This window comes from Streptomyces sp. NPDC048295 (genome assembly GCF_040652135.1).
Lineage (GTDB): Bacteria > Actinomycetota > Actinomycetes > Streptomycetales > Streptomycetaceae > Streptomyces.
This window is the reverse complement of sequence record NZ_JBEZLL010000020.1, coordinates 152,719-176,287: the sequence shown is the minus strand read 5'-3', so window position 1 is coordinate 176,287 and position 23,569 is coordinate 152,719. Positions and strand designations below refer to the sequence as shown.

20 protein-coding genes, 1 tRNA gene and 1 pseudogene are annotated in these 23,569 nt (G+C 71.1%); 12 read left to right on the top strand and 10 right to left on the bottom strand.

Annotation, left to right across the window (positions count from 1 at the left end):
* Window positions 1-87: 87 nt before the first annotated feature.
* Complete coding sequence (locus AB0D53_RS27495; RefSeq protein ID WP_362451267.1) at window positions 88-1,689, bottom strand: MDR family MFS transporter; 1,602 nt, start codon at window positions 1,687-1,689, stop codon at window positions 88-90.
* A gap of 205 nt (window positions 1,690-1,894) precedes the next feature.
* On the opposite strand from AB0D53_RS27495, the gene AB0D53_RS27490 reads away from it, so the two are divergent.
* Window positions 1,895-2,545, top strand: coding sequence for a helix-turn-helix domain-containing protein (locus tag AB0D53_RS27490; RefSeq protein WP_362451265.1), 651 nt, complete (start codon window positions 1,895-1,897; stop codon window positions 2,543-2,545).
* Window positions 2,546-2,725: 180 nt separating this feature from the next.
* Here the strand turns inward: AB0D53_RS27490 and AB0D53_RS27485 are convergent, their stop codons facing one another.
* Entirely contained in the window at window positions 2,726-3,367 is a 642-nt protein-coding gene (locus AB0D53_RS27485; protein ID WP_362451291.1) for a response regulator transcription factor, read from the bottom strand.
* 278 nt (window positions 3,368-3,645) lie between these two features.
* Window positions 3,646-4,902 (bottom strand): histidine kinase, encoded by a 1,257-nt coding sequence (locus AB0D53_RS27480; RefSeq protein ID WP_362451263.1) that lies wholly within the window; start codon window positions 4,900-4,902, stop codon window positions 3,646-3,648.
* A 139-nt stretch (window positions 4,903-5,041) separates the two neighbouring features.
* Here AB0D53_RS27480 and AB0D53_RS27475 point away from each other — a divergent pair, with 139 nt between their 5' ends.
* The 3 genes from AB0D53_RS27475 (at window position 5,042) to AB0D53_RS27465 (ending at window position 8,347) form a co-directional block, all read left to right on the top strand.
* On the top strand, window positions 5,042-5,461 hold the full coding sequence (locus tag AB0D53_RS27475) for a DUF4190 domain-containing protein (RefSeq protein ID WP_362451260.1): 420 nt from the start codon (window positions 5,042-5,044) through the stop codon (window positions 5,459-5,461).
* A 209-nt stretch (window positions 5,462-5,670) separates the two neighbouring features.
* On the top strand, window positions 5,671-7,110 hold the full coding sequence (locus AB0D53_RS27470; protein WP_362451258.1) for an alpha/beta hydrolase: 1,440 nt from the start codon (window positions 5,671-5,673) through the stop codon (window positions 7,108-7,110).
* 160 nt (window positions 7,111-7,270) lie between these two features.
* Window positions 7,271-8,347, top strand: coding sequence for an NAD-dependent epimerase/dehydratase family protein (locus AB0D53_RS27465; RefSeq protein WP_362451255.1), 1,077 nt, complete (start codon window positions 7,271-7,273; stop codon window positions 8,345-8,347).
* Window positions 8,348-8,384: 37 nt separating this feature from the next.
* On the opposite strand, the gene AB0D53_RS27460 is transcribed toward AB0D53_RS27465, so the two are convergent.
* Together AB0D53_RS27460 and AB0D53_RS27455 are read right to left on the bottom strand one after the other, a co-directional pair.
* Window positions 8,385-9,497, bottom strand: a complete 1,113-nt coding sequence (locus tag AB0D53_RS27460; protein ID WP_362451252.1) for a HAMP domain-containing sensor histidine kinase — start codon at window positions 9,495-9,497, stop codon at window positions 8,385-8,387.
* Complete coding sequence (locus AB0D53_RS27455; RefSeq protein WP_362451249.1) at window positions 9,494-10,282, bottom strand: response regulator transcription factor; 789 nt, start codon at window positions 10,280-10,282, stop codon at window positions 9,494-9,496. Before AB0D53_RS27455 ends, AB0D53_RS27460 begins: the two co-directional genes overlap by 4 nt.
* 123 nt (window positions 10,283-10,405) lie before the next feature.
* Here AB0D53_RS27455 and AB0D53_RS27450 point away from each other — a divergent pair, with 123 nt between their 5' ends.
* Genes AB0D53_RS27450 through AB0D53_RS27440 form a run of 3 tightly spaced genes read left to right on the top strand, consistent with a single transcriptional unit; the run spans window position 10,406 to window position 12,635 of the window.
* A complete protein-coding gene (locus tag AB0D53_RS27450) occupies window positions 10,406-11,152 on the top strand; it encodes a glycosyltransferase family 2 protein (RefSeq protein ID WP_362451247.1) in 747 nt (248 codons plus the stop codon).
* A complete protein-coding gene (locus tag AB0D53_RS27445) occupies window positions 11,149-11,826 on the top strand; it encodes a DUF2064 domain-containing protein (RefSeq protein ID WP_362451245.1) in 678 nt (225 codons plus the stop codon). The genes AB0D53_RS27450 and AB0D53_RS27445 overlap by 4 nt, the downstream gene beginning before the upstream one ends.
* Window positions 11,823-12,635, top strand: coding sequence for a methyltransferase domain-containing protein (locus tag AB0D53_RS27440; protein WP_362451243.1), 813 nt, complete (start codon window positions 11,823-11,825; stop codon window positions 12,633-12,635). Before AB0D53_RS27445 ends, AB0D53_RS27440 begins: the two co-directional genes overlap by 4 nt.
* A gap of 352 nt (window positions 12,636-12,987) precedes the next feature.
* Here AB0D53_RS27440 and AB0D53_RS27435 read toward each other — a convergent pair whose 3' ends face one another.
* A complete protein-coding gene (locus tag AB0D53_RS27435) occupies window positions 12,988-14,301 on the bottom strand; it encodes a molybdopterin-dependent oxidoreductase (protein WP_362451240.1) in 1,314 nt (437 codons plus the stop codon).
* 162 nt (window positions 14,302-14,463) lie between these two features.
* On the opposite strand from AB0D53_RS27435, the gene AB0D53_RS27430 reads away from it, so the two are divergent.
* Together AB0D53_RS27430 and AB0D53_RS27425 are read left to right on the top strand one after the other, a co-directional pair.
* On the top strand, window positions 14,464-15,858 hold the full coding sequence (locus AB0D53_RS27430) for a hypothetical protein (protein WP_362451238.1): 1,395 nt from the start codon (window positions 14,464-14,466) through the stop codon (window positions 15,856-15,858).
* 732 nt (window positions 15,859-16,590) lie between these two features.
* Window positions 16,591-17,988 carry a hypothetical protein gene (locus tag AB0D53_RS27425; protein ID WP_362451236.1) on the top strand — a complete coding sequence of 466 codons (1,398 nt, stop codon included), beginning with the start codon at window positions 16,591-16,593 and terminating at the stop codon, window positions 17,986-17,988.
* A gap of 212 nt (window positions 17,989-18,200) precedes the next feature.
* On the opposite strand, the gene AB0D53_RS27420 is transcribed toward AB0D53_RS27425, so the two are convergent.
* A complete protein-coding gene (locus tag AB0D53_RS27420) occupies window positions 18,201-18,410 on the bottom strand; it encodes a hypothetical protein (RefSeq protein WP_362451293.1) in 210 nt (69 codons plus the stop codon).
* Between the two features lie 97 nt (window positions 18,411-18,507).
* Between AB0D53_RS27420 and AB0D53_RS27415 the strand changes: the two are divergent.
* Window positions 18,508-18,723, top strand: a pseudogene (locus AB0D53_RS27415) (tyrosine-type recombinase/integrase); the annotation flags it as partial.
* Between the two features lie 82 nt (window positions 18,724-18,805).
* Here AB0D53_RS27415 and AB0D53_RS27410 read toward each other — a convergent pair.
* Window positions 18,806-18,879 (bottom strand) — tRNA-Pro (locus AB0D53_RS27410).
* Window positions 18,880-18,979: 100 nt separating this feature from the next.
* Window positions 18,980-19,918, bottom strand: a complete 939-nt coding sequence (locus AB0D53_RS27405) for a metallophosphoesterase (protein WP_362451234.1) — start codon at window positions 19,916-19,918, stop codon at window positions 18,980-18,982.
* Window positions 19,919-19,997: 79 nt separating this feature from the next.
* Here AB0D53_RS27405 and AB0D53_RS27400 point away from each other — a divergent pair, with 79 nt between their 5' ends.
* The gene (locus AB0D53_RS27400) at window positions 19,998-20,462 is read left to right on the top strand and encodes a GatB/YqeY domain-containing protein (protein ID WP_362451232.1); all 465 of its coding nucleotides are present in this window, start codon (window positions 19,998-20,000) and stop codon (window positions 20,460-20,462) included.
* Window positions 20,463-20,573: 111 nt separating this feature from the next.
* Here AB0D53_RS27400 and AB0D53_RS27395 read toward each other — a convergent pair whose 3' ends face one another.
* On the bottom strand, window positions 20,574-22,823 hold the full coding sequence (locus tag AB0D53_RS27395; protein ID WP_362451230.1) for a transglycosylase domain-containing protein: 2,250 nt from the start codon (window positions 22,821-22,823) through the stop codon (window positions 20,574-20,576).
* Window positions 22,824-23,209: 386 nt separating this feature from the next.
* Between AB0D53_RS27395 and AB0D53_RS27390 the strand changes: the two genes are divergently transcribed.
* Entirely contained in the window at window positions 23,210-23,560 is a 351-nt protein-coding gene (locus AB0D53_RS27390) for a WhiB family transcriptional regulator (RefSeq protein ID WP_176740522.1), read from the top strand.
* The last annotated feature ends 9 nt before the right edge of the window (window positions 23,561-23,569 follow it).

Below are 23,569 nucleotides of genomic sequence, written 5' to 3'. Positions count from 1 at the left end.
CCTCGCCCCCGGGGTTGCACCGCCCCCACCCCCCCCCCCCCCCGGGGGGGGGGGCCCGGCGGGGGGGGCCCCCCCCCGCCCCGTCGGTCACCGGGCGTACTCGGCGGCGGTGGCGTCGGCCGGAGCCTTGTCCGCGCCCGGCGCACCGCCGAACCCCCGCAGCGGCACATGCCGGATGAACAGGGCGATCACGATGCCGATGGCGGCGATGCCCGCGCCCCAGACGAAGGCGGCGCCGACGCCTTCGCTGACGGCCTGGGCGAAGGCGTGCCGCACGGCCTCGGGCAGGTGGCGCAGCGTCTCGGGCGTCATCTGCGCCACTGCGCCACCGGCGTTCGCGGAGCCTGTGGCGCCGCCGCCCGCGGAGGTGAAGGAGTCGGTCAGCGTGCTGGTGTACAGGGCGCCGAGTACGGAGACGCCGAGGGACCCTCCCATGTTGCGCAGGAAGGTGGCCGCACCGGTGGCGGCGCCCATGTCCTTGAGCGGCGCGCTGTTCTGCGCGATGAGCATGGTGGTCTGCATCAGGCAGCCCATGCCGGCGCCCAGGACCACCATGTAGACACCCGTCATGAAGCGCGAGGTGCCGGTGTCCATGGTGGCGAACAGGGCCAGGCCGGCCGTGAGCAGGACACTGCCCGCGATCGGCAGGGCGCGGTAGTGGCCGGTCTTGCTGATGACGGCGCCGCCGGCGAGCGAGAGCACCATCGCGGCGATCATCATCGGCATCAGCAGCAGACCGCTGTTGGTGGCCGAGGACCCCTGCACGTACTGCTGGAACTGCGGCAGCAGCGTCACCCCGCCGAACATGGCGAAGCCGACGACCAGGCTGAGCGCACCGGCGAGGTTGAAGTTGCGGTCGGTGAAGACGGACAGCGGCATGATCGGCTCGGCCACGCGCCGTTCGACGAGGACGAACGCGGCGAACGCCACCACGGTGACCACGGCCAGGCCGATGATCATGGGCGACGCCCAGTCGTATTCGGTGCCGCCCCAGCTGGTGATCAGGACGAGGGTGGTGATCCACACGGTCAGCAGCGCGGCGCCGGTCCAGTCGATGCGCACCTGCCCGGCGCCCCTGCGGGGCAGCTTGGCGAGGACGACCCAGCACACCAGCAGGGCGACGATGCCCAGCGGCAGGTTGACGTAGAACGCCCAGCGCCAGTTGAGGTGGTCGGTGATGAAGCCGCCCGCCAGCGGGCCGCCGATCATGGCGACCGGCATGACCGCCATCATCACGCCCTGGTACTTGCTGCGGTCGCGCGGCGGCACGATGTCGGCGAGCACCGCCATGACGCCCACCATCAGACCGCCCGCGCCCAGGCCCTGCAGCGCACGGAAGCCGATCAGCTCGCCCATGTTCTGCGACATGCCGCACAGCGCGGAGCCGAGCAGGAATATCGCGATGGAGGCGACGAAGGTGATGCGGCGGCCCAGCAGGTCGCCGAGCTTGCCCCAGATCGGGGTGGCGGCGGTGGAGGCGAGGATGTAGCCGGTGGTCACCCAGGCCAGGTGGTTGAGGCCGCCGAGGTCACCCACGATCGTGGGCAGCGCGGGCGCCACGATCATGTTGTCCAGCATGGCCAGCAGCATGGCGATGACCAGGCCGCTCATCGTCACCATGATCTCGCGGTGGGTGAAGCGTGGCGGGTGGGTCTCGGCGTCTGCCGACGCCGGTGCTGTCTGCGTCACGGCGAATGCCTTTCAGCAAAGGAAGGAACGGGCCGCCCGGGTCCGAGGGGAGCCGGACGCACGAATTTCGGACAGGGAGGGAACGGCCGGTCGTACGCGCGTCGCGGACGCCAAGGCGTCGCCTTACTTACCGGCCGGTTGGTAGATTACTTGCCGACCGGTAAGTTGGCAAGGAAGGGTCTGACGGCGACGATCGAGTCAGGCGATGCGGCGCACAGAAGTGCCGGGGAGCCCCGGGAAGAACCATGGAAAGGAACGGATGACGATGGCGGCGCGGCGGCGGGGCGACGACACGAAGGCCGAGATCCGCAAGGTGGCCATCGAGTTGTTCACCGAGCAGGGCTACGAGGCGACCTCGCTGCGGGAGATCGCCGAACGCCTCGGCATCACCAAGGCCGCGCTCTACTACCACTTCAGCAGCAAGGAAGACATCGTCCGTTCGCTGTTCACCGAGCACCTGGACGCACTCGACGACATGGTCGCCTGGGCCAGGGAACAGCCGCCCGGTCCCGAGCTGCGCGTCCGCGCCGTGGACCGCATGGTCGACCTGGCCACCGGTGGCGGCCTGTCCGCCATGCGTTTCGCGCTCGCCAACCAGCGCGTCGTGCGCGACCTCCACCCCGGCCGGGAGAACGCGTTCGAGCGGCTCGGCGAACTGTTCAAGATCCTGGCCGGTCCGGACGCCTCGGTGGAGGAGGAACTCCGCATGCGGGCCGCGCTGCTGAGCGTCAACACCGTGCTGCTGGCCTCGCAGGGCCTGGAGGTGTCCGACGAGAGGATCACCGCGACCGCCCGCGACATCGCCCACCAGCTCGTTCCGGGGACCGGGACCGTTTCCAGGGCCGACGGCCCGTAGCGGTCGAGGAACGGCCGGGCCCAGGAAGCAGGAGCGGCCCCTTCCGTGCGGGTGCCGGGGCGGCGGTGCCCGGCGGACTTGCCACGATCGGCACAGCCGGGGGCCGAGGGCCGCTGACGCGCGGCCCTGGGCGACTGCCGTCGCGGCCGGCCTCCCCGGCACGAGGGGGCCCGGGCCGTGTCAGCCGGCGAATCCCGGCACCACCAGACCGGACTCGTACGCGATCACCACCGCGTGGGTCCGGTTCTGCGCACCGAGCTTGGTCAGCACGTTCCCGACATGGGTCTTCACGGTCTCCAGGCTCACCGTGAGTGTCCGGGCGATCTCCGGGTTGGACCGGCCGGTGGCCATCAGCCGCAGCACCGCCTCCTCGCGCCCCGTCAGCGCCGCCCTCGGCAACGCCTCGGCGGAGTTCTGCGGGCGGGCGGTGACCATCTGGCGCAGGGCCGCCGGGAAGAGGATCGCCTCGCCCGCCGCCACCACCCGTACCGCCTCCGCGATCCGCCGGACCGGGAGCCGCTTGAGCACGAATCCGCTGGCGCCCGCGCTGAGCGCGGCGGTGATGTAGTCGTCGTTCTCGAAGGTGGTGATCACCACGACCTTCGGCGGGTCGGGCGACTCGGCGAGGAGCGTCCGGGTGGCCTCGATGCCGTTGCGGCGCGGCATGCGCACATCCATCAGGACCACGTCCGGCCGCAAACGCCGCGCCTGCTCGACCACCTCGACCCCGTCGCAGGCCTCCCCGACCACCGTGATCTGCGGCTGTGCCGCGAGGAGTGTGCGCAGACCGCTGCGGGTCACCTCGTCGTCGTCCGCGATCAGGAGGGTGACAGCGGCGGTGGTGGGGGTGGGGTCGGGCGTGGTGGCGGGGCTGGTTGTGGTGGCGGCTCCGGGCGTGGCGGCAACGCCGGTTGTGGTGGCGGCTCCAGGCGTGGTTGCGGGGCCCGACGCAGTGGCAGGGGTGGTCGTCGTGGCGGCACCGGCCGTGGCGGCAACGCCGGTTGTGGTGTCTGCTCCGGGCGTGGTTGCGGGGCCCGATGCAGTGGCAGGTCCGCTCGTCGTGGCGGCACCGGCCGTGGTGGCGGTCGCCTCGGGGGCCGTCATGCCGACACCCGTATCGGCAGGCGGACCGCCAGCCGCCAGTGCCCCGCACCGTCGGGGCCCGCCTCGAACTCGCCGTGCAGCAGCCGCACTCGCTCGGCGAGGCCGGGCAGGCCGTGTCCGGACGTCGGGAAGGCACCCCGGCCCGCGCCTGTGTCCGTGCTCGTCCCCGGGCCGGTCCGGTTGACCACACGGAGCTCCAGCCCGTCCCGCGCGGTCACCACCCCGACCTGGATCGGGCCGCCCGATCCATGCCGCAGGGCGTTCGTCAGTCCCTCCTGCAGGATCCGGTAGGCAGCCCGGGAGAGCGTCCCCTGCACCTGCGCCGGATCGCCCGTCAGCTCCGGCTCGACCGTCGCGCCCGCGTGCCGCAACCGGTCGAGCAGCTCGGGCAGATCGGCCAGGGTCCGGGTCGGTGCCGTCTCCGTCTTCTCCTCGCGCAGTACGCCCAGCACGTAGTCCAGGTCCTCCAGCGCGGCCCGGGTCGAGTCCTCGATGCTGCGCAGGGCGGCCCGCGCCGCCACCGGGTCGGCGGCGAGCACCTCGCCCGCCACCGCCGCCTGGATCGTGGCCGCGGTCAGCGTGTGCCCGATCGAGTCGTGCAACTCGTGGGCCAGCCGGTTGCGTTCGGCCAGCGCCCGCTCCCGCTCGGCCGCCAGTGCCAGCCGTTCGGCCGACGACGGTCCCAACAGCCGTGGCGCCAGCCACCGCAGAGCGTTCGACACCGCCACGCACACAGCCGCCGCCAGCAGTACGCAGCCGAGCGCCACCGCCCAGCTGCCCCAGCCACCCGTCACCCGCACCGACCGGCCGAACAGGCTCAGCCCCGCCTCGGCGTCGAGCCAGTTCCCCGGCAGGGTCAGTCCCGCGAGGACCAGCACCCCGGCCACCAGCGCCCCCGTCCACCCCAGCGCCACGTGCAGCAGCAGCCAGAGAGGAGTCCGCCAACGGCCGGAGCCGGACGGGTCCGTACCCCTGGGTACGGGCACCGGATCCGGAAGCCGCACCTTCAGCAGGCGGCGGGCGGACCCGGTCAGCACCCGCCGCGTGGTACGGGCGAGGCCGACCGCGGCGACCAGTGCCGCCCAGACCAGCAGGGTCAGGGCGGCCTGCACCCCATACGGGGCCGAGCTCCACGCCAGTGCCGGAAGCGCGGCCAAGGGCAGCAGCGGAGCGCTCGCCATCGCGCCCAGAAAGGCGAACAGCACGCCCGAATAAGTGGAGCCGCGCAAGAACGGCCGTATTCCCCTGCTCATAGTCGGCCAGTATGGCCGCTCTGCTCGCGGCGTTCCTCCCTCGTTCGGGGGAGGACCTTTTCCCGCCTTCTCGCGATGTGCGGCCGGGCCTCCGGAATCAATGATCGTGTCCTGCCCAGTCGAAACGGGAGGACGGCAGATGAACACGCAAGGAATGGCGGCGCCGACGCCGCATCGGACGGCGCCGTCGTCCGGAAACCCCGGCCACGGCACGCGGGCCCCGGCCGGCGAGGCGGGCGGGCCGGGCAGGGGCGGCATGGCCACGGCGGCCATGACGCTCGGCGTCATCGGCCTGTTCACCTCGGTCTTCTTCGTGGGTGGGCTGCTCGGTGTCATCGGCACGGTCCTGGGCATCGCCGGCCTCAGGACGGCCGGGCGGACCGGCGCCGGCCGGGGCCGGGCCATCACCGGCGTGGTGACATCGGTCCTCGCGATCGCGCTGTCCATTCTTTTCGCCCTCTTCATGGCCTGGTACGCGAACAAAACGCAGGAGTGCTACCGGCCCGACAGCTTCCAGGAATACACGCAGTGCGTCAGCCGGCACCTCAGCGGAAACTGACCGGCGACGGGCTTCCCGGTCGGTACGGCGTACGACAAATGCTTTTCGGCAGCTGCGATTTCGCCCCCCGACCGCTCATCTCCCCTCCTCACCCCTCACCCAGCACCCCTCACCCAGCACCCGGTTTCCATTACCCGACAAGGACAAGCATCACGGTGCGAAAGACACGCATAGCCTCCCTTCTGGCCGTTGGCGCCGCGTCGACTCTGATGACGACGCTGACACCCGCGACGGCCCTTGCCGCATCGCGGCCCCCCGCGGCCCAGGACCCCGTCCGGCAGTACACGCAGCAGACGCTCCACTGGCGGCGCTGCGACGCGAACACCCCCGCCGCCTTTCAGTGCGCGACTCTCAAGGTGCCACTGGACTACGGCGATCCCGGCGGCAGAAAGCTCGACATCGCGGTGAACCGGCTCAAGGCGAGCAGGACGAAGGAACGCCGCGGCGTGCTGCTGTTCAACCCCGGCGGCCCCGGCGCGCCGGGCCTGAGCATGCCGGCCGACATGGAGGCGTACCTCCCCCAGGAGGTGAAGCGGCGGTACGACCTGATCGGGTTCGACCCGAGGGGCATCGGGCAGAGCTCCCCCCTCGGCTGCGGCCTGACCCCCGACGAACTGAACCCCGACCGCCCCTACCACGCCGAGACCTTCGCGAACGACGTGCGGTGGGCCCGTACGGTGGCCGACAAGTGCCTGGCCAAGGAAGGTGACAAGCTGCGGCACATCACCACCCGCAACACCGCGCGCGACATGGACGTCATCCGTGCCGTCCTGGGGGAGAAGAAGATCTCCTACTTCGGGGGCTCGTACGGCACCTATCTCGGCGCCGTCTACATGCAGATGTTCCCCGGGCGGTCCGACCGCTTCGTGCTGGACAGCGCGACCGACCCCGCGCGGTTCGGGAGGGGCACCTTCCAGCAGATGGCGGAGGGAACAGAGCCCGCTTTCGTGAGGTGGAGCCGGTGGACCGCCCAGCGGCACGCGACGTACCGACTGGGCAGGACCCCGGCGGAGGTCCGCAAGACCTTCTGGGACATCGTCGCCCGGGCCGACCGCGAGCCCGTCGAAACCGACGAGGGGCCCCTCACCGGTGACGACATCCGCGCCATGCGCCACATGTTCTTCCGGGCGCAGAAGGCCGCCGACTGGGTCACCGGCCTGAAGAAGGCCGCCGAGGACGGCGGTCCCGGCACACCGGCGCCCGACCCCGAGCTCCCGCCGGAGAACCAGATCGCGAGCCTCTGGGCGGTCATGTGCGGTGACACCGCCGGCTCGTGGCCGCGCGACCCCGAGCAGTACCGGCGCGACGCCGTCCGCGACAAGGCCCGGTATCCGCTGTACGGCGATTTCGCGTCCACCATCAAGCCGTGCGCCTTCTGGAGGCCGGGCGCCGAGGCTCCGACCACGGTGGGCAACGAGGTCAAGGCGCTGATCCTGCAGAACGAGTGGGACTCCCAGACCCCCCTGGCAGCCGGCCAGGGCATGCACCGGGCCCTGCGAGGTTCCCGGATGATCACGGTCGCGGGAGGAGAGGGGCACGGCGTCTACGGCAACGGGTCCTGCGCGGACGAGTCCGCGACGGTCTACCTGACCACGGGCAGGCTCCCGTCCGAGGACCTGACCTGCCCTGCGCCGGCCACCGGGCGATGAACAGTCACCTTTCCGGATGCCGACGCCGTGAGCCGGGCCGCATGTCCCCCGAACCGGCGTGCGTCTCCTCCGCGGGCGCCCGCGGGGCATCTCTTACGATCCCCTGACGCGCCGCGCCGGAACCGGCCCTGCGATTCGCCGGCGGCCTAGCGTGGGAGCCATGCGCGTACTGGTTACCGGTGGAGCCGGATTCATCGGGTCGGAGATCGTCCGTACCCTCACGTCGGCCGGGCATCAGGCGGTCGTGTTCGACGCACTGCTGCCTTCGGTGCACGGTGCGGCAGCAGACCCCGCGGACCATGATGCCGAGCGGATCATCGCGGACGTCCGCGACCGGGAGGCGGTGGACAGGGCGCTGCGGGGCATCGACACCGTGTGTCATCAGGCGGCGATGGTCGGCCTGGGGAACGACTTCGCGGACGCGCCCGAGTACGTCGGGTGCAACGATCTCGGGACGGCGGTGCTGCTTGCGGCGATGGCCGAGGCGGGCGTGCGGAGCCTGGTCCTGGCCGGTTCGATGGTGGTCTACGGCGAGGGACGTTACGACTGTCCCCGCCACGGCACGGTCCGGCCGGGACCGAGGACGGCGGCCGACCTGGACGCGGGCCGGTTCGAGCCGCACTGCCCGTCCTGCGGTGCGGAGTTGGCACCCGGTCTGGTCACCGAGGAAGCGCCCACGGACCCGCGCAATGTGTACGCGGCCACCAAGCTCGCCCAGGAACATCTCACCGCGGCATGGGCGCGCGCGACGGGCGGGTCCGCGGTGTCGCTGCGCTACCACAACGTGTACGGACCGGGGATGCCGCGCGACACACCGTACGCCGGTGTCGCCTCCTTCTTCCGGTCGGCCCTGGCCCGCGGAGAGGCCCCCCAGGTCTTCGAGGACGGCGGCCAGCGGAGGGATTTCGTCCACGTGAGGGATGTGGCCGCCGCCAACGCGTTGGCGCTGGAAGCCGTCGAAGGGCACGGGCCGGGCGGTTTCGCCGTCTACAACACCGGGAGCGGTGATCCCCGCACCATCGGTGAGATGGCCTCGGCACTGGCCGCGGCCCATGGCGGGCCTGCTCCGGAGGTCACCGGCGCATACCGGCTCGGTGATGTACGCCATGTCACCGCGGACTCACGACGACTGCGGGACGAGCTGGGCTGGAAACCCCAGGAAGGGTTCGCCAAGGGAATGGCGGAGTTCGCGACGGCCCCGTTGCGGGCCGGACGAACAGACACCGGAGGGGTCTGAACACCTCGCACCGATGAGGCCCTGCCCGGGTGCCGGCTCATGCGTGTGCCAAAGGGAGCGTGATCTCGAAGCAGCAGCCGCCGGCCACGTTGCGCACGCCCGCGTGACCCCGGTGCGCCTCGACGATGCCGCGCACGATGGCGAGCCCGAGGCCCGCACCGGCCGGGGGTGTCCGGGCATGGCTGCCGCGCCAGCCGGTGTCGAAGACCCTGGGCAGGTCCTCCTCGGGGATCCCGCCGCAGCCGTCGGTCACCGAGAGGACCACGGTGTCCTCACCGCGTCGCGCCGTCACCGCGACCGTCCCGTCGGCGGGGGTGCGGCGGATCGCGTTGATCAGGAGGTTGCCCAGGACCCGGCTCATCTCCTTGCTGTCGACCTCCACCGGAACGGCGTCGATGCGGTTCCCGACCAGCCGTACACCGTGCTCAAGAGCCAGCGGATCAGCGCCCGCGAGGGCGTCACCGACCAGGTCGTGGACGGAGGTGCGGGCGGGCGACAGGGCGAGCGATCCGGCATGGATCCTGGAGAGTTCGAAGAGATCGCCGACCATGTCGTTCATGCGCTCCACCTCCGCGCGGATCTGCCGCAGGTAACGCCGGGAGTCGGTGGCCATGCCGTCCTCCAGCGCCTCGGACATGGCCCGCAGCCCGGCGAGCGGGGTCCGCAGGTCGTGCGAGATCCAGGCGACGAGCTCACGCCGCGATGCCTCCAGCGCGCGCTCCCGGTCGCGGGAACTGTCGAGCTTGGCGCTGGTGGCGGCCAACTCCTTCGCCAGCGAGGCGAGTTCGGCCGTCGCCTGCTCCGCGGGGGCGGCGAACGTACCGCCGTCACCGAACGAGCGGGCCGCGAGCGCCAGGTCGCGGCTCCTGGCGGCGACCCAGCGGCCCAGCAGCACCGCGGTCACGAGGGACACCACGGCGGCCATGGCGACCACAGTGGTGACAACGGTCAGATCGTGCGACGACAGGAACATCGCCCGGGCGACCGCGAGCGTGCCGGCAAGCATCGCGGTCACGGCGACAGCGGCGACGACGGAGACCGACACCACGAGCGAACGGTGCCGGAAGAACCGCAGGGCGAGCGCACCGAGCAGCCCGGCCACCGCGGCACCCAGAAACGCGAAGAGCGCGATGACGAGGATGTCGGTCATGACGGGCCCGCACCGGTCGCCGCACCGGGACGCGGGCCCGGCGCCGGGTCCAGGCGGTAGCCCACACCCCACACCGTCTGGATCAGCCGTGGACGGGCCGGGTCCGTCTCGACCTTCCCGCGCAGCCGCCGCACGTGGACCGTCACCGTCGACAGGTCACCGAAGTCCCAGCCCCAGACCTCCCGCATCAGTTCCTCCCGGGTGAAGACCTGGGAAGGGTGGCGCAGGAAAAAGGCGAGCAGGTCGAACTCCCGCAGCGTGAGGGCCAGTTCGCGGCCCTCGCGAGTCGCGCGGCGGGCCGCGGGGTCCAGGTGGAGTCCCGCGCCCCGCAACGGGGCCGGGGCAGCGGCGGCGGTGGGCGCCGCGGCGCGGCCCCGGCGCAGCACCGAGTCGACACGCAGCACCAGTTCGCGCGGGCTGAACGGCTTGGTGACGTAGTCGTCCGCGCCCGTCTCCAGGCCGAGGATGCGGTCGTCCTCGTCCCCGCGCGCCGTGAGCATGATGACCGGCACGTCACCATGGGCCCGCATCCGGCGGCAGACCTCGAATCCGTCCATGCCGGGCAGCATCAGATCGAGGACGACCAGGTCCGGCCGGCGGCCGGTGAAGCGCTCCAGGGCCGTCGGGCCGTCGTCCGCCCGCCCGACGTCGTACCCCGCCCGGACCAGGTAGCTGACGACGACCTCGGCGACCGTCGGGTCGTCGTCGACGACCAGGACGTGGCCGCGTCCGGTACCGGGGCAGGAGCGATTGCCTGGGCCTGAACCGTCCGGGATGCTCTCCATCCCACCACCCTGGCACGCAGGTGCGGCACGCACGGGCCCGGTCCGCCGCCATCGGGCCGACGTCCATTTTTCGTAAGAAAATAGAGCCCGGAATGTCGGATTCTGCTCCGTAGGGTGAGCGGCGTGACCGATTCCTCCCTGGCGGGCCCGTCGTCCGCCCAAGTCCCCGCCCCGCGTGCCGATGTCGTCCTGCCCTGTCTGGACGAGGCCGCCGCACTGCCCCGGGTGCTGGACGCCGTCCCCGACGGCTGGCGCGCGATCGTCGTCGACAACGGCTCCACCGACGGGTCGGCCGAACTGGCCCGCTCGCTCGGCGCCACGGTCGTGCACGAGCCGCGACGCGGCTTCGGCGCCGCCTGCCATGCCGGACTGCTCGCCGCCGAGGCGGAGTTCGTCTGCTTCTGCGACTGCGACGGCTCCCTCGACCCCGGCCTGCTCCCCGCCTTCGTACGCCGGATCGCCGACGGCGAGACCGACCTGCTGCTCGGCCGCCGCCGCCCGGAGGGCCGCGGTGCCTGGCCGCTGCACGCCCGCGTCGGCAATGTCGCGCTGGCCCGGATGCTGCGCCGCCGCACCGGTCTGCGGCTGCACGACCTCGGCCCGATGCGGGCCGGGCGCCGGGCGGATCTGCTGGCGCTCGGTCTCACCGACCGGCGCAGCGGCTACCCGCTCCAGATGGTGGTCCGTGCGGCGGACGCCGGGCTGCGGGTCTCGGAGACCGACGTCCCGTATCTCCCCCGCAGCGGAAAGTCGAAGGTCACCGGCACCTGGCGGGGTACCTGGCAGGCGGTGCGCGACATGCGCGCGGTGCTGCTTCAGCCGCCGGCCGCGACGACCGCGGGGACCGTGCGTCCGGGGGTGACCCGGTGAGTGCCCCGGCCGGCCCCGGTGCGGGCGAGGACCTGTCGGGCCCCACGACCGTGCTGGTCATCGCCAAGGAACCGCTGCGGGGCCGGGTCAAGACCCGGCTCACCCCGCCGTTCACGCCCGCCCAGGCCGCCCTGCTCGCCGAAGCGGCGCTAGGCGACACTCTGCGGACCGTGTGCACCCTGCCCGCCCGGCGCCGCGCCGTCGTCCTCGAAGGACGGCCGGGACCGTGGCTGCCGCCCGGTATCGAGGTGTTGCCGCAAGGCACCGGCAGCCTCGACGAACGGCTTGCCGCGGCCTTCGCCCGCTGTACCGGCCCGACGCTCCTCATCGGCATGGACACCCCCCAGTTCACCGCCGCCCATCTGGCCGCCGCGCTGTGCCCTGCCGCCTGGGACGGCTGCGACGCCTGGTTCGGGCCGGCCGACGACGGCGGCTTCTGGGCGCTCGGGCTGGCGGCCCCCGCACCGGAACTCCTGCTCGGCGTTCCCATGTCCGTACCCGAGACCGGCGCGGTCCAGCGCCGACGCCTGGTCGACGCCGGGCTGACCGTGCGCGACCTTCCCCAGTTGCGTGATGTGGACACCGCGCAGGACGCCGTCGCCGTCGCCGCCGCGGCGCCGCACGGCCGGTTCGCCGCGACGCTCGCCCTGCTGACCCCGGCGGAGGCCCGGTGAACCCGGTCCCTCACCGCAGCGGACCGGGCACGGCACCCCCTCCCCCCGACCGCGGCCCCACGCCCTGGGGCACCGATCCGTACGCCGACGCCCTGCGCAACGGTCGTGGACCGCTCTTCCTCCGCCGCACCGACGGCTGGCTGTTGCCGCTGGACGTCGAACGCTGGTGCGCGGACGCCGACGCCGCCGATCTGTCGGCACTGGGCCGCTGTGAAGGCCCCGTTCTGGACATCGGCTGCGGGCCCGGCCGGCTGGTCGCCGAACTCGCCGTCCGCGGCCATCGTGCACTCGGCATCGACATCAGCGAGACCGCCGTCGCCCGCACCCTTCGGCTCGGTGGAGCGGCGCTGCACCGCTCCGTCTTCGACCCGCTGCCGGGCGAGGGCCGCTGGGGCACCGTCCTGCTCCTCGACGGCAACATCGGCATCGGCGGGAACCCCCCTCTCCTCCTGCGCCGCACGGCCGACCTGCTCGCCCCCGGCGGTCTGCTCATCGCCGAGACGACACCGCAGGACCTCGACGAGAGAGTCCAGGTCCGGCTGGACGACGGACGCGGCACGGCTGCCGCCGACAGCGGTGTCGTCGGCCCCTTCCCCTGGGCCAGGCTCGGCACACCGGCCCTGCTGCGATACGCGCGGGCGTACAGCTGGCAGCCCGTCGATCAGTGGGAGGCGGACGGCCGCCCCTTCGTGTCCCTGCGCCGCAACCGGGCGGTACGGATGACGAGCAGCAGCGCCGAGCCCGCGAACAGCAACCCCGTGATCAGCAGCCAGTTCCCCAGGAACACATCGAGGGACAGCCCGCTGTAGGGCTCGTACCGCACCGCGTGCCGGGTGATCAGCGGCCACCACATCAGCAGCAGCAGGCCGGAGAGGAAGGCCGGTACGCGGACGTAGTTGACCAGCCGACGGGTACGGGGTCCGAGCGCCCGGCGCAGGGCCAGGTCCGCCGACGCGTACAGCGGCAGCAGCACGAGATCGTGCAGGAGCGCGGAGCCGACGAACCACACCACGATCGCGAACGTGTCGCCCGCCAGCAGCCGTACGCCCGCATAGCCCGCGAGGGCGAACGTCGCCGCCAGCAGGAGGAGATGCAGCGGCCCTTCCCCGTACCAGCGCCTGAGAACCACCCGAGGATTCACCCGGCTCCCCGCCTTCCCGCTCACAGTGCCTCGAACGTCAGCCGGGCCACCCATTTGGTGTTGAGCACACCAGGGGCCGCCGGGACGATGATCCGTGCCGGATATCCGTGGTCGAGCGAGAGGGTCTCGCCGTTGACCTGCAGGGCCAGCAGCGCGCGCGGGTCGCGTACCTGGTTGTCGCGGAGCGCTGCCTCCCGGAACGCCCCGCTGTGCTGGACGGACTCCACCAGCACCCCCGGCGGCCGGTCCGGATACCCCACGAGGGCCGCCAGATCCCTCAGACGCACTCCGCGCCACCACTGGTCCGATGTCGACCAGCCCTCGACGCACGCGATCGGCAGCGCCGCACTGTACTGGTCCATGGCCAGCAGCTGTTCCCTGCTGAGCCGGATCCTCCCGGCGGGTCCGCTGACGGTCAGCCGCCAGTCCCGCCCCGTATCGGTCGCCGTCACTCCGGCGACCGCGGCCGTCTTGTTGATCTGGAAGCCGTTCGGACCCTGGCCCGGTTCGGCGGCGCCGCGCGGGGTGAGGAGGGAGATCTGCCGCAGCGGCCCGTCGAAGCTCCGGCCCGCCGACGTGATCAGCAGCAGCAGCGACCCACCGCCCGTCATGGCGAGCGCGCCGCGCCGGGAGATGGTCGGCGAAGCGGGGTCGGGCGCGGCCAGTTCATCCGCCTCGCCCGGCGCGGAGCCCTCCAGCCGGCCGCCCCGCAGCACCCGGACGGCCCGCGGCAGCTTCAGCCCGGTATGGGCGAGGAACGCGGCGAAGAACACCCACGCCCCGTAGAAGTGCAGCTGATAGAACGACCCCGGGAACACGTACTCCAGCTGGATGTTGAGCAGTCCGGTGATGAACTCGAACAGTGCCCCGCCGACGAGCAGCAGCAGCGACAGCCGTTCCAGCGCATGCCCCGCCGACCGGACCGGCGGCAGCGCGAAGAGCTTCGGGATCACCGACCAGAGCTTCGCCAGCAGTACGGGGACGAGGACGATGCCCACCGTGACGTGCAGCCCCTGCGTCAGCCGGTACAGCCAGTGCGGGCCGGTCGGCCAGGCGAAGAGATAGAACCCCAGCAGCCCCTTGTCCGGCGTCTTGTCGTTGACCGGGGCGAGGTCCGGGTTGTACGCGGCGTACGACAGCAGACCGGTCACGAACAGCAGGGTGAGCCCGGCGAGCAGGACCAGCCCGAGCACCGCCGTGAACCGGACGCCCCGCACCGGGCTGCGCCAGAACCCGGGCGCGGAGGGAAGCCGCCCGGTGAAGGCCGGGCCACGACCCGGTGCCGGGCCCGGAGGCGAGGAGGCGGAGCCTTTTCCGAAACGTCTGTCACCCATGTCCCGAAGCTATGTCCGGGACGCCCGGCCACAAGGCGTACGACTCCTGACGAAACTCTGACGTCACACTCCGGAGCGGGCAGCCGGAGCAAGATCTGACGGTTCGGTGACACGGTCCCGTGGCATCACGCACAACCGCCCCGCTGTGCATAGCGTGCCTGCGTGAAGACCGAGGACCGGACAGAACACCTCACCATGAACGAAACAGGTCACCGAACCGGCCGCCGCGCCGACTTGATCGCCGCCGCGGCGGGCGTTCTCCTCGTCACCGCCGCCGTGCTCGTCGGCCGGTCGATCCAGGACGCCGAAGGAACTCTCTACGTCCACTGGCCTCCCCTGCTGGCGTCCTGGCACCCGCACATCGGGCCCGGCACCCCGGCCGCCGTCGCCGTGGCCGCGGCCGTCGTCGCGTACGGCCCGCCGCTGGCCGACCGTATCCGCTGGCGGGCGCTGCTCCCGGCCGCCTGGGCGGCGTCGCTCGCCTGGGTCTTCTCGCTGGCGCTGATCGACGGCTGGGGCCGGGGCATCGCCGGACGTCTCACCACCAAGCACGAATATCTCCAGGCCGTCGACCGTTTCAAGGACATCGGCGCGGCCCTGCGCGGCTTCGACGACCACATCCTGATCGGCTCCCCGGACAACTGGCCCACCCATGTCGCCGGTCATCCACCGGGCGCCACGCTCATCTTCGTCCTGCTCGACCGCATCGGGCTCGGCGGCGGATCCTGGGCCGGGAGCTGGTGCATCGTCGTCGGCGCCTCCGCCGTCCCGGCCGTCCTGATCGCGCTCCGGGCCCTGACCGACGAACGCCTCGCCCGCCGCGCGGCCCCGTTCCTGGTCCTCGCGCCGGTCGCGGTGTGGATCGGAGCCTCGGCGGATGCCTGTTTCGCCGCCGTCGCCGCCTGGTCCGTGGCATTCCTCGCCCTGGCCGCGACCCGTCGGGTCCGCCTCCCCATGGCCGCCGCATTCGCCGCGGGCCTGCTGTTCGGGCTGACCTGCTACCTCAGTTACGGTCTGACGCTGATCGCGATTCCGCTCCTGGCCGTCCTCGCCCTCACCCGCAGCGCCCGCCCCGTTGCCCTCTTCCTCGCCGGAGCGCTGGTCGTCGCGGCCCTCTTCACCCTGGCGGGCTACAACTGGTGGGAGGGCTACCGGCTGCTGGTCGAGCGCTACTACCAGGGGGTCGGCGGAATCCGCCCGTACTCCTACTGGGTCTGGGCGAATCTCGCCTGCACCACGATCGCCGCGGGCCTCGCCACGGTCGCCGGACTCCGCCGAGCCGCGGTCGGCGCCCCCGGAGCCGTGAGAGCCCTGCGAGCCGGCACCACCCATGCGTCCCAGCGGCTGATCCTGCTCGCTCTGATGGCACTCCTGGCGCTCCTGGCCGCCGACCTGTCCGGGATGAGCAAGGCGGAGACGGAACGCATCTGGCAGCCCTTCATCCTCTGGCTGCTCCCCACCGCCGCCCTTCTGCCCACCGGCACCCGGCGCGGCTGGCTGACCGCACAGGCTGTCGTCGCCCTGCTCATCAACCACCTGCTGTTGACCGAGTGGTGATGAGCCAGTGGCGATGAGCGAGACCGCTGCGGGGCACGGACGACCCCACGCCGACGTTCCGTTGCGCCGACAGGCACCGACGGGTGCGGATGGGGGAAGGGGATGACATCGTCGCCGATGACGCCGACTGGCTGTGCCATCGCTGGTCGGCTTGCGGAGTCTGTCCCCATCGAGCCCATCTGTGTCTCCAAGGCCCAGGACGGACTCATCTCCCTGCGGCCAACTGGGTCGCCCGAGTCAGCAGAATGCCGGATGGCGCCTATCGACGCGTTGCTGAAATCAGTAGCCGAAGAAGCGAAGGGCCTGGTCCCTGACCTGTGGCCGTGTAATCGATCAAGGCTGCGACCTGCGACTTGGTCACCTCACCGGCACGCACACCACAGCCCGGCACCGAACTGAACCTCCCTGACCTGGCGCCAGCCATTCGGTGGAGCCCGAGCCCAGCTCAAACACCAGACCTGGATGACACGTCGTCAGGTCGGACACACTCCCCTCTGGTCACTTATCGTGCAAATCAAATCACGGTGAGTGATTCATAGGTTGTGCCCCGCCGGGCTCCCGCACGGCGGAAAGAGGCCTCACCCCAAGCCAGGAAGTCAGGAGACACCGGTGATCAAACATCACGCCCCACAACAACCCCCCTCTGAAGTGGGGACGAGACGAGGCCAAGCCCGCGCAGGCGTCGGCACTCGTCAGCAGTGGCGGCGGGCAGGGGCGGTAGCAGGACTGTGCGTGGCGCTGTCCGGCACCGCGCTGATCCCCGCGGCCGCTGTACCGACGGGGGCCAGGCCGGCCACCGACCCGGTGCGGACGCGAGGGACCGACCCGTCCTTCACGTTCAGCTTCACCGGAGGCTCGCAGAGCCTCACCGTCCCACCGAACGCGACCGTCACCATCACCGCCGACGGCGCCGGCGGCGCGGACAACACCGGCACCGCCTGTTCCGTCACGGGGACGGGCGGGACGGGGGCGCGGGTGGTCACCACGCTTCCGCAAACCGCCTCGCCCACGACCTACACCATCAACGTCGGCGGTACCGGCGGCAAGGGCTGCAACGGCACCGGGACGGGGGGTGCCGGCGGGTTCAACGGCGGCGCCCCGGGCGGGGCGTTCCCGGCCAGTGGTTTTCAGTACGAAGGTCCGGGCGGGGGTGGCGCGTCCAGCGTCAGCGCGGGCGGCTCCTTGCTGGCGGTCGCCGGGGGCGGCGGTGCAGCCGGCGGCACCGGAGCAGGCTCTCCAGGGGGGAACGGGGGCAATGGAAGCAACGGCACGACGGCGGATGCCACCGCCGGTACCACGGGAAGTGTCACCGGCCCTGGGGCTTCACCAGGGCAGGGCGGGGGCGGCGGCAGCACCAGCACCAGCACCGGGGGTACCCCCGGTACCGCCGGCACCGGCACGCATTGTGGCGCCACGAACGGCGGGGTGGGAGGCGGGTTCTCCGGTACCACGGTCGGTACCGGCGGCACCGGAGGCAGCATCGGCGCCGGCTGCGCCCTCACCATCATCGGGGCCGGTGGGGGCGGTGGGGGCGGGTACTTCTCCGGCGGGGGCGGCGGCAGCGCCACCGTCGACAACCGCGGCACCTCGGGGAGTGGAGGCGGAGGTGGTGGGGGCAGCAGCTTCGCCACCCCCACAGGTACCGGCACCAGCTATGCGCTGTCCACGAGCGGGACGGCAAACAACAACGGCCAAGTCACCATCTCCTACACCCTGCCCCCGCCCACTCTGGCCATCGCCAAAACTCACACCGGCAACTTCACCCAAGGGAAACAGGGCACCTACGCCATCACCGTCAGCAACACCGGCCTTGGCCCCACCGACGGCAGCACCGTCACCGTGCACGACAAGCTCCCGCGCGGACTCACCGCCCGCAGCATCACCGGCACCGGATGGAACTGCCACCGGACCACCCTCACCTGCACCCGCAGCGACGTCCTGGCACCGGGCGACAGCTACCCACCCCTCACCCTCAAGGTCACGGTCTCCTGCGGCAGCGACACACACCACAAGATCAAGAACACCTCCACCGTCACGGGAGGCGGCGACACCACCGCCCACACCGCCACCGACCCCACCACCGTCAAACGCAACAAACACTGTCATCGCGCCGGGTACGACCGCAGGTGAGCGATCGGTCGCGGCTGGTACAACAGCGGCGAAAGCAGCCAAACCCGACGGCGCGGCGCTCCGGCCGTTGACGCGGTTCAGCGCCCGAGTGCGCCATAAGTGATCGCAGCAGGAGCGGTGCCCGCAGCGGATCCGTGAGCGCGCCCGGCTGAGCGGAGCGCAGCCGGGCGCCTTGCGAGGGTGGGAAAGTCCTGGTCTCGCCGGTGACGGCTTTACGGCCAGCTGGCCAGCGCCTCCCCCGCCTCCGCGTCCACCAGGACAATGCCCGCACCGGGCAGGCTGCCGTACTCGCCAACCCACGGCCGGAACTTGCGGTTTGCCACGGCGCGGTCTCTCCACCAGCTGTGCATGAGCGGCCGGCCATCGATGGTCAGGATCAGCTGGCGCTGCTCATCCACGGCGGTCGTCCCGGAAGTCTCCATCGGCGAGGATCGTCAGATCCACCCCGACCGCATCGGACGCCGACTCGCAGGTCGGAGACGATCCCTTCCATTGTCGTCGGCATGCCCGGCGACGCCGGAGTGGACGCCGCGGGAGCTTCGGCACAGCTTCGTATCACTGCTCTCGGACCATGGCATCCCGTCGGCGCGGATCGCGATGCTGGTAGGGCACAGCAGCCAGGCCACGACTGAGGCCGTCTACCGCAAGCAGCTTCGTCCCGTGATCACGCAGGGGGCTGAGGCAATGGATGAGATCTTCGAGTACGAGGCTCGGGGCAATGACAGCGAGGCTTGATCGAAAGCCTTTGGCCCCCTGTTCGGCCCCCAAACATGACAGAGGCCCATTCGCGATCAAGCGAATGGGCCTCTGACCAGCGTCGGGGTGGCGGGATTTGAACCCACGACCTCTTCGTCCCGAACGAAGCGCGCTGCCAAGCTGCGCTACACCCCGATCGCCGCCGGTGTCCTGGCGACATCGATTACTTTAGCCCACCCGCGCCCGCAGACGAAATCCGGTTTCTGTTCCGCCGGCCGGGGAAGGGGCCGGGCGCTCAGTCCCGGGCCGTCAGGGTCAGCAGGGTCGCCTCCGGGGGGCAGGCGAAGCGGACCGGGGTGTAGCGGTTGGTGCCGCAGCCGGCCGAGACGTGGAGGTAGGCGCGGCGGTCGTCCACGGAGTGGGTGGAGAGGCCCTTGACCCGGTCCGTGTCCAGGTCGCAGTTGGTGACCAGGGCCCCGTAGAAGGGGATGCAGAGCTGGCCGCCGTGGGTGTGACCGGCCAGGATCAGGGGGTAGCCGTCCCTGGTGAAGGCGTCCAGGGAGCGCAGGTAGGGGGCGTGGACCACGCCGATGGAGAGGTCGGCACCCGTTTCGGGGCCGCCCGCCACCTCCGCGTAGCGGTCGCGCTTGATGTGCGGGTCGTCCAGGCCGGTGAAGGCGATCTCCAGGCCGTCGGTCTTGAGGCGGCCGCGGGTGTTGGACAGGCCCAGCCAGCCCGCCTCGTCGAAGGCGTCGCGCATCGGTTCCCACGGGTTGTGGACGACGCCGACCGCGGGCGCGTTCCCGTTGAGGCCGTGCTTGCCCCGGGCCTTTTCGAAGAGGTAGCGGGCGGGGTTGCGGAGCTTGGGGCCGTAGTAGTCGTTGGAGCCGAAGACGTACACCCCCGGGAACTCCATCAGCGGACCGAGCGCGTCGAGCAGCTCGGGCACGGCCTCGGGGTCGGAGAGGTTGTCGCCGGTGTTCACTACGAAGTCCGGGCGCAGACCGGCCAGCGACTGGAGCCAGGCGCGCTTCTTGCCCTGGCCGCTCACCATGTGGATGTCGGAGACCTGGAGCACGCGCAACGGGCGTGCCCCGTGCGGGAGTACGGGGATGGTGACCCGTCGCAGCCGGAACGAGCGGGCCTCGAATCCGGCGGCGTAGGCGATGCCGGCTGCGCCGATCGCCGCGCCGACTGCCGTGACTTTCAGGGGTACTCCGTAGCGTGCGCGCATGCGCCCATCGTCGCAGACACCGTGCGGCCGAGAGAAAACCGGCGGGCGCCGGTCGCCCCGTACCTGCCACAATCAGCACATGACCACGCTCAAGTCCAAGCTCAAGGAAGACCTCACCACGGCCATGAAGGCGCGTGACGAGCTGATCTCGTCCACGCTGCGGCTGACCCTCACCGCCATCACGAAGGAGGAGGTCAGCGGCACGACGGCCCGCGAGCTCTCCGACGACGAGGTGCAGAAGGTGATCGCCAAGGAGGCGAAGAAGCGCCGCGAGGCGGCCGAGGCCTTCGCGCAGGGCGGCCGCACCGAGCAGGCCGAGCGTGAGAAGGCGGAGGGCGAGGTCCTCGACGCGTACCTGCCGAAGCAGCTGAGCGACGACGAGCTGGGCGTGATCGTCGCGTCCGCCGTCGAGGAGGCCAGGGCCGCCGGGGCCGAGGGGCCGCGCGCGATGGGCGCCGTCATGAAGATCGTGAACCCGAAGGTGGCGGGGCGCGCGGACGGCGGCCGGGTGGCCGCCTCGGTGAAGAAGCTCCTCGCGGGCTGAGCCCGCGCGACGTACGCGGGGCGTACGCGCGGGGACATGAACGAGGTGGGGTGCCCGGATCGTGATCGATCCGGGCACCCCACCTTCATGCCGGGGGACGAGCCGTGCGGCTCAGGGGCCCTGGGTGCCGCCGTTGGTCTGGCCGCGGTGGCCGCCGTTGGTCCCACCGGTCAGGTTCGGCGGGATGGTGATGCCCGGGAACGGGTTCTTGCCGGTGGGCTTCTTGCCCCCGGCGCCGGGCCGTCCCTCGTCGCGGCCCCGGCCCCTGTCGCGGCCCCGGTCGTCGTGCTTCGGCGGGTCCGGGATGTCGACCGTGTTGAAGGGGGGAGCGGCCACACCGTTGAGGGCGCCCGTCATCGCGTCACGCCATATGGGTCCGGGGACCTGCCCGCCGTACACCTTGTCCTGGTACACACCACCGATCGTGATGCGCTCCATCTCGACGCTCTGGGACGGGCTGCCGACCCAGACCGCGCCGGACATGTTCGGCGTGTACCCGACGAACCAGGCGTTCTTACGGGCGTCGGTCGTACCGGTCTTGCCCGCGTTGTCGCGGCTCTGGAGACCCGCCTCCTGGCCGGTACCGGAGTCGACCACACCGCGCAGCAGCGTGTTGATGGTGTCGGCCGTCGTCGGCGACATCGCCTGCGAGCAGGCGGTCTTGGGCACGGGGAGCGAGCTGCCGTCGGCCTTGTTGACCGACTCGATGGCGATCGGCGTGCAGAACGTGCCGCGGTTGGCGAAGGCGGCGTACGCGCTGGCCATCGTCAGCGGCGACAGACCGTTGGAGCCGAGGGTCAGGGTCGACGGGTTCTGCGGAAGCTTGGTGCCGTCGCCCTGCACCACGCCGAGCTTGTCGGTCATCTGCGAGACCGGGCACATGCCGATGTCCTGGAGCATCTGGACGAAGTAGGTGTTGACCGACTTCTCCATCGCTTCCTTCAGCGCGTACGGGCCCTTCTCGGTCTCGCTCTCGTTCTCCAGGTGATACTTCGGCACCCCGTCGTTGACCCACGGCTTCCCGCAGGACCGCACCGTGTCCGGGTAGTCCATCTCGTACGGGGACGGATAGACCTGGGTGGCCGGCTTGCCGCCCTCTATGGCCGCGGCGGCGAGGAAGGGCTTGAACGTCGAACCGGTCGGGAAGCCGTAGTTGGAGCCGCCCATGGCCTTGTTGACCGAGTAGTTGTACTGGGTCTCGTTGGACCCGAAGCCGTACGGCTTGGACTGGCCCATGCCCATGATCCTGCCGGTGCCCGGCTGGACCAGCGTCACGGCCGTCGCGACCTTGTCCGACTTGTAGACGTGGCTCTTGATCGAGGCCTGCACCGACTGCTGGGACTGCGGGTCGAGTGTCGTCCGTATGGTCAGGCCGCCCCGGTTCCAGATCTTGGCCCGGTCCTCCTTGGTCTTGCCGAAGACCGGGTCGGTGAGGAAGACATGGCGTACGTAGTCGCAGAAGAAGCCGGCGCCGCTGACGGCGGTGATGCAGCCGTTCTGCGGCTTCTTGACCTTCAGCTTGATCGGGTTCGCCTTGGCCTTGTCGGCCTCGGCCTGCGAGACGTCCCCGACGTCCGCCATGCGCTGGAGCACCATGTTGCGGCGCTTGGTGGCCTCGGCCGTGTCGTTGACCGGGTCGTAGCGGCTGGGCGACTGCACGACGCCGGCCAGCAGCGCGGACTCCTCCAGCGTCAGGTCCTTCGCCGACTTGGAGAAGTAGCGCTGCGAGGCGGCCTCGACGCCGTAGGCCTGCTGCCCGAAGAAGGTGATGTTGAGGTAGTTCTCCAGGATCCTCTTCTTGCCGAGCTCTTCCTCGACCTGGATCGCGTACTTCAGCTCCTGGACCTTGCGGCCCATCGTCTGCTGGGTGGCCTGCGCGACCTTGTCCGGGTCGTCGCCCGCCTCCTCGACGAAGACGTTCTTCACGTACTGCTGGGTGAGGGTGGAGGCGCCCTCGGCGGTTCCACCCGACTGCACATTGCGGTTCAGTGCGCGCAGGATGCCCTTGAGGTCGACGGCCCCGTGCTGGTAGAAGCGGGCGTCCTCGATCGCGACGATCGCCTGCTGCATGTACGGCGAGATGTTCTTCAGCGGGACCACCGTGCGGTCGCGCGAGTACACCGAGGCGATCATTCCGCCCTTGTTGTCCAGGATCGTGGTGCGCTGGCTCAGCGGCGGGGTCTTGAGGTTGGCGGGGATCTCGTCGAATCCCTCGACCGTTCCCTTGGTGGCGAGCCCCAGTGCTCCGGCGGCCGGCAGCGCGATGCCCGCGAGCACGACTCCGGAGAGCGCGGCGACACCGAGGAACTTGGCGGCCTGCTGGGTCGTCGAGAGACCCCCGCCCGAGCGCTTCTTTGGCATGGGGGCAGCCTACGTTCTCATTCGCCGGACACACGTATATGCCTTGGCCTAAGCTGCTCTCAACTGTCACAGCTGTCCGGTTCCGTATCAACCCCCGTGCACATCCCGGCCACGACCTCAGGCGCTCCCGAATTCGCCTCGTGTGTCATCGAACGTCCGTTGTGATCCAGGTGAACTGTCCCGATTCTGACGGGATAGTCGCGTATGCCCTCGCCTCACTCCCCTGGGTGATCTGCCGCATACGCATAGTCCGTTCGGGCCATTCAAGATTGGGCCCGAAGGGGGTGTTGTGCTGCCCCTACCTTCCGTAACGTCCTCAACTGGCAGCGGTGAATATGCCGCTACCGCCGTGGGGGAGCCTCGATTCGGGAGAGGACGGCGCCGTGATGGGCTGGGTAACCGACTGGAGTGCGCAGGCAGCCTGCCGCACTACCGATCCGGATGAACTGTTCGTACAAGGGGCAGCGCAGAACAGGGCCAAGGCGGTGTGCACCGGATGCCCGGTGCGGACCGAGTGCCTGGCCGATGCGCTGGACAATCGCGTCGAATTCGGCGTGTGGGGCGGAATGACCGAGCGGGAGCGCCGCGCACTGCTGCGCAGGCGGCCCACCGTCACGTCCTGGCGTCGGCTGCTGGAGACCGCGCGCAGCGAGTACGAGCAGTCGACGGGCATCCTGCCCGTGGCGATCGGACTGGACGACGACGAACTGCACGAGAGGTACGCCGCGGTGGGATAGGGCTGACGA

What these genes read in the sequence shown, in the direction of transcription:
- AB0D53_RS27390 (WP_176740522.1), top strand. Translation starts at nt 23,210, where the DNA reads ATGGGCTGGGTAACCGACTGGAGTGCGCAGGCAGCCTGCCGCACTACC.
- AB0D53_RS27460 (WP_362451252.1), bottom strand. Translation starts at nt 9,497, where the DNA reads ATGACCGACATCCTCGTCATCGCGCTCTTCGCGTTTCTGGGTGCCGCG.
- AB0D53_RS27455 (WP_362451249.1), bottom strand. Translation starts at nt 10,282, where the DNA reads ATGGAGAGCATCCCGGACGGTTCAGGCCCAGGCAATCGCTCCTGCCCC.
- AB0D53_RS27435 (WP_362451240.1), bottom strand. Translation starts at nt 14,301, where the DNA reads ATGGGTGACAGACGTTTCGGAAAAGGCTCCGCCTCCTCGCCTCCGGGC.
- AB0D53_RS27400 (WP_362451232.1), top strand. Translation starts at nt 19,998, where the DNA reads ATGACCACGCTCAAGTCCAAGCTCAAGGAAGACCTCACCACGGCCATG.
- AB0D53_RS27420 (WP_362451293.1), bottom strand. Translation starts at nt 18,410, where the DNA reads ATGGAGACTTCCGGGACGACCGCCGTGGATGAGCAGCGCCAGCTGATC.
- AB0D53_RS27475 (WP_362451260.1), top strand. Translation starts at nt 5,042, where the DNA reads ATGAACACGCAAGGAATGGCGGCGCCGACGCCGCATCGGACGGCGCCG.
- AB0D53_RS27395 (WP_362451230.1), bottom strand. Translation starts at nt 22,823, where the DNA reads ATGCCAAAGAAGCGCTCGGGCGGGGGTCTCTCGACGACCCAGCAGGCC.
- AB0D53_RS27405 (WP_362451234.1), bottom strand. Translation starts at nt 19,918, where the DNA reads ATGCGCGCACGCTACGGAGTACCCCTGAAAGTCACGGCAGTCGGCGCG.
- AB0D53_RS27480 (WP_362451263.1), bottom strand. Translation starts at nt 4,902, where the DNA reads ATGAGCAGGGGAATACGGCCGTTCTTGCGCGGCTCCACTTATTCGGGC.
- AB0D53_RS27490 (WP_362451265.1), top strand. Translation starts at nt 1,895, where the DNA reads ATGCGGCGCACAGAAGTGCCGGGGAGCCCCGGGAAGAACCATGGAAAG.
- AB0D53_RS27470 (WP_362451258.1), top strand. Translation starts at nt 5,671, where the DNA reads ATGACGACGCTGACACCCGCGACGGCCCTTGCCGCATCGCGGCCCCCC.
- AB0D53_RS27465 (WP_362451255.1), top strand. Translation starts at nt 7,271, where the DNA reads ATGCGCGTACTGGTTACCGGTGGAGCCGGATTCATCGGGTCGGAGATC.